Origin of the sequence: Streptomyces sp. NPDC060194, assembly GCF_042728285.1 — a bacterium.
Classification (GTDB): domain Bacteria; phylum Actinomycetota; class Actinomycetes; order Streptomycetales; family Streptomycetaceae; genus Streptomyces.
This window is the reverse complement of the sequence record NZ_JBHWZH010000208.1, coordinates 1-7,604: the sequence shown is the minus strand read 5'-3', so window position 1 is coordinate 7,604 and position 7,604 is coordinate 1. Positions and strand designations below refer to the sequence as shown.

6 protein-coding genes are annotated in these 7,604 nt (G+C 74.7%); 3 read left to right on the top strand and 3 right to left on the bottom strand.

Annotated elements, in window-relative coordinates; all coding sequences use genetic code 11:
* Positions 1 to 39 precede the first annotated feature (39 nt).
* Positions 40 to 1,161, bottom strand: coding sequence for a septation protein SepH (gene sepH / locus ACFWEG_RS27355; protein ID WP_387220332.1), 1,122 nt, complete (start codon positions 1,159 to 1,161; stop codon positions 40 to 42).
* A gap of 327 nt (positions 1,162 to 1,488) precedes the next feature.
* On the opposite strand from sepH, the gene ACFWEG_RS27350 reads away from it, so the two are divergent.
* A complete protein-coding gene (locus ACFWEG_RS27350) occupies positions 1,489 to 2,619 on the top strand; it encodes a hypothetical protein (protein WP_387220330.1) in 1,131 nt (376 codons plus the stop codon).
* Between the two features lie 240 nt (positions 2,620 to 2,859).
* Here the strand turns inward: ACFWEG_RS27350 and ACFWEG_RS27345 are convergent, their stop codons facing one another.
* Together ACFWEG_RS27345 and ACFWEG_RS27340 are read right to left on the bottom strand one after the other, a co-directional pair.
* Positions 2,860 to 4,170: a D-arabinono-1,4-lactone oxidase gene (locus tag ACFWEG_RS27345; protein ID WP_387220328.1), complete on the bottom strand. Its 1,311-nt coding sequence runs from the start codon at positions 4,168 to 4,170 to the stop codon at positions 2,860 to 2,862.
* On the bottom strand, positions 4,139 to 5,374 hold the full coding sequence (locus ACFWEG_RS27340; RefSeq protein WP_387220325.1) for an MFS transporter: 1,236 nt from the start codon (positions 5,372 to 5,374) through the stop codon (positions 4,139 to 4,141). The genes ACFWEG_RS27345 and ACFWEG_RS27340 overlap by 32 nt, the downstream gene beginning before the upstream one ends.
* 167 nt (positions 5,375 to 5,541) lie before the next feature.
* Between ACFWEG_RS27340 and ACFWEG_RS27335 the strand changes: the two genes are divergently transcribed.
* A complete protein-coding gene (locus ACFWEG_RS27335) occupies positions 5,542 to 6,669 on the top strand; it encodes a ferrochelatase (protein WP_387220322.1) in 1,128 nt (375 codons plus the stop codon).
* A gap of 23 nt (positions 6,670 to 6,692) precedes the next feature.
* Positions 6,693 to 7,511: an inositol monophosphatase family protein gene (locus ACFWEG_RS27330; protein WP_387220320.1), complete on the top strand. Its 819-nt coding sequence runs from the start codon at positions 6,693 to 6,695 to the stop codon at positions 7,509 to 7,511.
* The last annotated feature ends 93 nt before the right edge of the window (positions 7,512 to 7,604 follow it).

The window sequence follows — 7,604 nt, the reverse complement described above, 5'->3', positions numbered from 1 at the left end:
CAGGATCGCGTCCGCGGGCCCCTCCTCCGCATGCTTCAGCTATTCCTTCTTCTTGCGCCGGGTGCCGAAGACGATCTCGTCCCAGCTCGGCACGGCCGCCCGGCGGCCGGGCCGGACGCCGTCCGCCTCCGCCTGCCGGTCGGTGGTGCCGGTGAGCCGGTCGCGGTGTCCCGCCACGGCCCGCGGCATCAGCACGTCGGCGTAGGCCGAGCCGGCTCCGGCGGACGCCGCCGGCGGCTCCTCGGCCTCCTCGTCGTCGTCCAGCTCGTGGACCTGCGGTACGGGGGTCTCCGCCGCGGGCAGCGGAGGCCGCTCGGGCACGACGAGGTCGCCGCGGAAGCTGGGCACCGCCTCCAGGAGGCTGGTCAGGGAGTCCCTGCCGTCCGCCGCGACCGCGTCGTCGGACGACGAGGCGGACACGGCAGGCTCCGGCGCCGGCGGGGCGAGCCGGTCGGGGCGCCGCTCCCGGTCGATCGGCCCGTCCAGCGGCCGGTCGCGCGGCAGCCGCGCGATCCGGGGCACGAACGGGAAGCTCGGCTCCGGGGCGACGGTGGTGTCGTCGGCCTCGCCGATCAGCGCGCGCGCCTCGTCGTCGATCGCGGCCACGAGGCGGCGCGGCGGGTCGTACGTCCAGCTCGCGGCGTGCGGCTCGCCGGCGACGCGGTAGACGAGGAGGACCTCCCAGGTGCCGTCGTCGCGGCGCCAGGAGTCCCACTGCACGGTGTCCTTCTCGACGCCGCGCATCATCAGCCGGTCCTGCACGGCCTCGCCCAGCTGCGGTCCCGCGTTCTCCCCGGGGCGGCGGACCGGCGTCTTGCGGGCCCGCTCGGCCATGAAGGCGCGCTCCGCGAGCACGGGGCCCTCGAAGCGGCGGACGCGGTCGACCGGGATGCCGGCCATCGAGGCGACCTCCTCGGCGGAGGCGCCGGCCCGTATACGCGCCTGGATGTCGCGGGGGCGGAGGTGGCTCTCGACCTCGATCTCGATCTGTCCGAGCCGGGGGCGGTCGCCGCGGACGGCGGCGCGCAGCCGCTCGTCGATCGGAAGGGTGTACTCCGTCGAGTCGGCAGCCTTGAGCACCAGCCGTGTCCCGTCATTGCTGACGGCCACGACACGCAGTTCGGGCATGGGGACCTCCCGGGTGGTGCCTGCCGACGTCACGTGCGCCGCTGCTCTTCCGCTAGTCGAGTGTGACCTGCCCGGGTGCAGCCTGCCACAACCTTGCCGAGTTGCCCGGCGTGTCGGGCAGTGTGCCTGGGCCGTCGCTGTGGCACGGTGACCGGTTTCGGACACGGGTGTGACCAGCTCGGGCGGGCTCCAGGGCTCGACACAGTACTCCATTCGGGCCACCGGGGTGGACCGGCGCGCCGCCGAAGTTCTCGCGGTGTACGGGAGTTGCCACCCTGCGCGTTCGCCCGAAAGTGGCGCGCGTCACAGATCGTCCGCAAGCGGAACCACCCGCTTCGCACATTTGTCGCTTTCTGGTGCATGGTGGGAAAGAAGGTCACCGAGCGGCGGCAGAGGCTGGAGATGCGGCAGAGGTACGGGAGCGGGACGGAAACGGCCGAGAAGGACGGGGCGGGAGGGGGCGCGGAGGAGCAACCGGCACGCAGGCAGCTCGACCTGAGCGTGCCGCAGGTCGCCGGCAGTGCGCTGGCCGCGGTCGCCGCGGCGGTGCTCGCCTCGACGCTCGGGGTGTACGGCACGGTGATCGGCGCGGGCGTCGTCAGCGTGGTGGCCACCTGCGGTGGCACGGTCTTCCAGTTCCTCTTCAAGCGGACCGGCGAGCAGATCAGGGACGTCACCGTCCAGGTGAAGCCGAAGGGGCGTCAGATGCCGGCCCGTCAGGTGCCGGTCCGGCGGGTCCCGGGCGACGCGGACGTCTACGCCGTGCCGCCGACCGTCGCCGCGCCGTGGCCCGAGGACCTGCGGACCCAGGCGATCCAGCGCGTGCCCGAGGGGGCGGACCCGGACGCGACCCGGGCGCTGTCCGTCGGACCGCTGCCCGACGACGCGACGCGCGTCCTCGGCGCCGTCCGGCCGCCCCGTCCGGACGGGGGCCGTCCGTATTCCGGATTCGTGCCGGACGACGGGCTCACGGAGGAGTTCACCGAGGCGACCACGCACGGGACGCGGGTGCGGGGGTGGCGGCGGTCCGTGCTCGGGGCGGTCCTGGTGTTCGCGGTGGCGATGCTCGGCATCACCGCGTTCGAGCTGGTCTCGGGGCGGGATCTCAGCGGCGGGAAGGGGACGACGGTCGGCAACAGCTTCCGCGGGGGGCACGAGGGCGGGCGCGATCCGGCGCCGGTCACGCCCGAGGACCCGGCCGCGTCGTCCTCGCGGTCCGCGTCCCCGTCGCCGTCCTCGTCCTCGGACGGCTCGGCGGACGAGGGCGGCACCGAGCCCGGTTCCTCCGCGGGTCCCGACGCCCCGGGCGACCGGCAGCCGTCCGCCGAGCCGTCCACGCCGGACGACGACGGTGCGAAGCCCACGCCGAGCCCGTCCACGTCGCCGAGCGACGAGGGGGCCGCGCCGAGTCCGGAGCCGTCGGACGGGGGCGGTGAGCCGAGCGGCGACGGGGCGCAGAACGATGCGGGCCCGTCGCCGGACGCGGGCTGAACGGCCACATCCAGCCCGGCCGGCGCTTGAGCCCGCCGGGCGGAGCCCTGTACCCGCGGCTTCGCCGCGAACGCCCCTGCGGGGCAGGGGCCGACGGTGGTGCGGGGTGCGGTCGCTTGCGCTGGGCACGTGGGGCTGTGCCCACCCGTGCCGCCCTGCGGCACGATTGCCCACAGCCGGGGGCGGACGGCGCGCCTCCCCGCCCCTAGCCGGGGGCTACCCCTGCTCAGCCCGCCGCCGTCAGTCGCCGAGGATGCGGCGGAGGTGGTCGTTGGTGAAGAGGCGGGTGGGGTCGAGGCGGTCGCGGAGGGTGGTGAACTCGGTGAAGCGGGGGTACGCCTCGGCGAGGTAGGCCGCGTCGCGGGTGTGCACCTTGCCCCAGTGCGGCCGGCCGCCGTGCGCGGTGAAGATGCGCTCGGCCGCGGTGAAGTACTCCCGGTAGGGGGTGCCGCGGTACATGTGGACGGCGATGTACGCACTCTCCCGGCCCGACGCCGTCGACAGCGGGATGTCGTCGGCGGGCGCGGTCCGCACCTCGACCGGGAAGCCGACCCGCAGCGACGACCGGTCGACCGTCGCCCGCAGCTCCCGCAGCGCCGCCACCAGCGCCTCGCGCGGCAGCGCGTACTCCATCTCCACGAAGCGGACCCGGCGCGGGCTGGTGAACACCTTGTAGGGGATGTCGGTGTAGGTCCGCGCGGACAGCGCCCGGCTGGATACCCGGGCGAGCGGCGGGACGACGGCGGGGACCGCACGGCCCGCCGCACATGCGGCCAGGAAGACGCCGTTGGAGAGGAACTCGTCCTCGAAGAGGCCCTTGAGGCGCCCGACCGGCGCCTCGGGTCCCGCGCTGCGGTTGTTGCGCTTGGTGTTGCAGTTCCCCGTGTGCGGGAACCAGTAGAACTCGAAGTGCTCGTTCTCCGCGTGCAGCGCGTCGAACTCCGAGGTGACCCGCTCGAAGCTCATCGGCTCCTCCCGCGCGGTCAGCAGGAAGAGCGGCTCCACGGCGAAGGTCAGCGCGGTGACCAGACCGAGCGCGCCGAGACCGAGCCGGGCCGCGGCGAAGACATCCGCGTTCTCCTCGGCCGAGCACGTCAGCAGCGAGCCGTCCGCCGTCACCAGCTCCAGGCCGACGATCTGCGCGGCGAGCGACGCGGACTCGCGGCCCGTGCCGTGCGTGCCCGTGCTGGTCGCCCCGGCGACCGTCTGCTCCATGATGTCGCCCATGTTCGCCAGCGACAGGCCCTCCCGGGCGAGGGCCAGGTTCAGGCGCTTGAGCGGCGTGCCGGCCTCCACCGTCACGGTCATCGCCGTACGGTCGATCGCCCGGATGCCGGTCAGCAGGTCGGGCCGGACCAGCAGCCCGTCGGTGGCCGCGACCGCGGTGAAGGAGTGCCCGGTGCCGATCGCCTTGACCCGCAGCCCGTCCTCGGCCGCGCGGCGTACGGCCTCGGCCGCCTCGGCCGCGGAGGCCGGTGTGACCTGCCGGGCCGGACGGGCGGAGACGTTGCCCGCCCAGTTACGCCACGTGCTGCTCGCTGCCTTGCCCATCGGTGGTCCCCTCCACGCTCCGCGCCGGCCGCTGCAACCGGCGGTAGCCCAGGAACCCGACGGCGGCCGCGACGGCTCCGGCGGCGGCCGCAACCCCGTACCCCGTTGCCGCCCCCGCCGCGTCGATCACCCAGCCGGCCACGGAGGAGCCGAGCGCGATGCCGACCGCGAGCCCGGTGCTCACCCAGGTCATGCCCTCGGTGAGCTTCGCGCGCGGTACGTTCTGCTCGACCAGGGCCATCGTCGTCACCATGGTGGGCGCGATGCACAGACCCGCGAAGAACAGCGCCACGGCCAGCAACCACAGGTTCCCGACCAGTAGGAGGGGGATCATACTCACGGCCATGCCGCACAGCCCGAGCAGCCACCGGCGGGCGGGCGGACCGGTGAGGTGCAGCAGGCCGAAGGCGGCGCCGGCGAGGCAGGAGCCGAGGGCGTATACCGAGAGCACCACGGCGGCCAGCGACTTGTGGCCCCGCTCCTCGGCGAACGCGACCGTCACCACGTCGACCGTGCCGAAGATCGTGCCGGTCGCGACGAACGCGGCGACCAGCACCTGCAGTCCGGGCGAGCGGAGCACCGAGCCGCCGCCGTGCTGCTCGCGCGGGTGCGGCACGGGCTCGGTGGCCCGCTGCGAGGTCAGCCAGAAGACGCCCACGGCCAGGAAGCCGGCCGCGAGCAGCGGCCCCGCCTCCGGGAACCAGGCGGTGGACAGGCCGATGGAGATGATCGGCCCGAAGATGAAGCAGACCTCGTCGACGACCGACTCGAGCGAGTACGCCGTGTGCAGCCGGCGCGCGTCGTCCTGGTAGAGCACCGCCCAGCGGGCCCGCACCATGGACCCGACGCTCGGCACGCAGCCGATCAGCGCGGCGAAGAGGAACAGCGTCCAGTCCGGCGTCCCCTGCTGCGCGCACACCAGCAGCCCGGCGACCGCGCTCAGCGAGACCAGGGTGGCCGGGCGCAGCACGCGGCGCTGGCCGTGCCGGTCGACGAGGCGCGAGATCTGCGGGCCGATCGCGGCGGCGGAGAGCGCGACCGTCGCGGTCAGCGCGCCGGCCAGCCCGTAGCGGCCGGTGAGCTGGGAGATCATCGTGACGATGCCGATGCCCATCATCGCCAGCGGCATCCGGCCGAGCAGTCCCGCCGCGGAGAACCGGAGAGTTCCTGGCGCGTCGAAGATCGCGCGGTAAGGGCTGGGCAACGGGTCTCCCGTAAGGAACGAAGGCGGCGGATACAGCTTACGCGCTCCGCCCCGGCGGGCGGCCCCCGCGGATCTCCGCCCGAAAACGGTGCATCCGCCCGCCGACCGGCCCGACACGCCATGGACCCGTCTCCGGCCCGCGGGAGCCGGGTGGCAGGATCGAGTACATGCCCGAACAGCCTGATCCCCGCCCGTACGACGCCCTGTTGCTCCTCTCCTTCGGCGGCCCGGAGGGCCCGGACGACGTCGTGCCGTTCCTGGAGAACGTCACGCGCGGACGGGGCATCCCCACCGAGCGGCTCAAGGAGGTCGGGCAGCACTACTTCCTGTTCGGCGGGGTCAGCCCGATCAACGAGCAGAACCGCGAGCTGCTCGACGCGCTGCGCAAGGACTTCGCCGAGCACGGCCTGGAGCTGCCGCTGTACTGGGGCAACCGCAACTGGGCCCCGTACCTCACCGACACCCTGCGGGACATGGTCCGCGACGGGCACCGGCGCATCGCCGTCCTCGCGACCAGCGCCTACGCCTCGTACAGCGGCTGCCGGCAGTACCGCGAGAACCTCGCCGACGCGCTTCGGACGCTGGCCGCGGAGGGCCTGGAGCTGCCGCGGGTCGACAAGCTGCGCCACTACTTCAACCACCCCGGCTTCGTCCGCCCGATGGTCGAGGGGGTGCTGAACGCACTCGACGCGCTGGACGAGGGCGTGCGCGCGGGGGCCCACCTGGCGTTCACGACGCACTCGATCCCGACCGCCTCCGCCGACACCTCCGGACCGGTCGAGGCGCACGGCGAGGGCGGCGCGTACGTGGCGCAGCACCTGGAGGTGGCCCGGCTGATCGCCGAGGCGGTGGCCGAGGAGACCGGCGTCGAGCACCCCTGGGAGCTCGTCTACCAGTCCCGCAGCGGCGCCCCGCACATCCCCTGGCTGGAGCCCGACATCTGCGACCACCTGGAGGAGCGGCATGCGGCCGGCGCGCCGGCGGTGGTCATGGTCCCGATCGGCTTCGTCTCCGACCACATGGAGGTCCTCTACGACCTCGACACCGAGGCGCTGGCCAAGGCGGCGGAGCTGGGGCTGCCCGTGGCCCGTTCGGCGACCGTCGGCGCGGACCCGCGGTTCGCCGCGGCCGTCCGCGACCTCCTGGTGGAGCGCGCGGCGGGCGAGCGCGGCGAGGCTCCCGCCCGGTGCGCGCTCGGCGCGCTGGCGCCGAGCCACGACCTCTGCCCGGTCGGCTGCTGCCCGGCCCGCGCCCCCCGCCCGGCGGCCGCGGGCGCCGACAGCCCGTACGCCTGAACCTCCCACGGACGAGGAGCACCGTGACCGACGAAGACCTGCACGCCCACCTGCTCGAACTCGGCCTGGAGGCCGCCCGCCGGGCCGGCGCCCTCCTGAAGGACGGGCGGCCCGCCGATCTGGGCGTGGCCGCGACCAAGTCCAGTCCCATCGACGTCGTCACCGAGATGGACATCGCGGCCGAGAAGCTGATCACCGGGTACCTCTCGGAGTTCCGGCCCACCGACGGCTTCCTCGGCGAGGAGGGCGCGAGCAGCCCCGGCACCAGCGGGGTGCGCTGGGTCATCGACCCGATCGACGGCACGGTGAACTACCTCTACGGCCGCCCCGACTGGTCGGTGTCCATCGCCGCCGAGATCGACGGGCAGGTGGTCGTCGGGGTCGTCGCCGCCCCGATGCGCGGCGAGACGTACCACGCGGTGGTCGGGCAGGGGGCCTGGATGGGGGAGCGGCGGCTCGCCTGCCGGCCCGCGCCGCCGTTCGCCGAGTCGCTCGTGGCGACCGGCTTCGGGTACCTGACCGACCGCAGGACCCAGCAGGCCGAGGTCGCCCGGCTGCTGATCCCGCGGATCCGCGACATCCGCCGGTGCGGCTCCGCCGCGATCGACCTCTGCGACGTGGCGGGCGGCCGGCTCGACGCGTACTACGAGCGCGGGCTGAACCCCTGGGACCTCGCCGCGGGCGACCTGATCGCCCGCGAGGCCGGCGCCCTCACCGGCGGCCGCCCCGGCGAGCCGCCGTCCGGCGAACTCGCCCTCGCCGCCACCCCCGGCCTCTTCGACCCGCTCCAGCACCTCCTCGAGCGGTTCGGCGCCTGGCACGACGGCGACCCGGGCGCGTAGCCGCGGGTCACGGAGTCGGCGACCGGGCCGTTTGGACCGGGCGGCGGCCCGGGCGACCGGAGCCGGCCGTGTCCCGCAGGCCGGCGCCGCAGG

Coding starts and splice junctions, on each gene's coding strand:
- ACFWEG_RS27345 (WP_387220328.1), bottom strand. CDS start 4,170: ATGGGCAAGGCAGCGAGCAGCACGTGGCGTAACTGGGCGGGCAACGTC.
- ACFWEG_RS27350 (WP_387220330.1), top strand. CDS start 1,489: ATGGTGGGAAAGAAGGTCACCGAGCGGCGGCAGAGGCTGGAGATGCGG.
- ACFWEG_RS27335 (WP_387220322.1), top strand. CDS start 5,542: ATGCCCGAACAGCCTGATCCCCGCCCGTACGACGCCCTGTTGCTCCTC.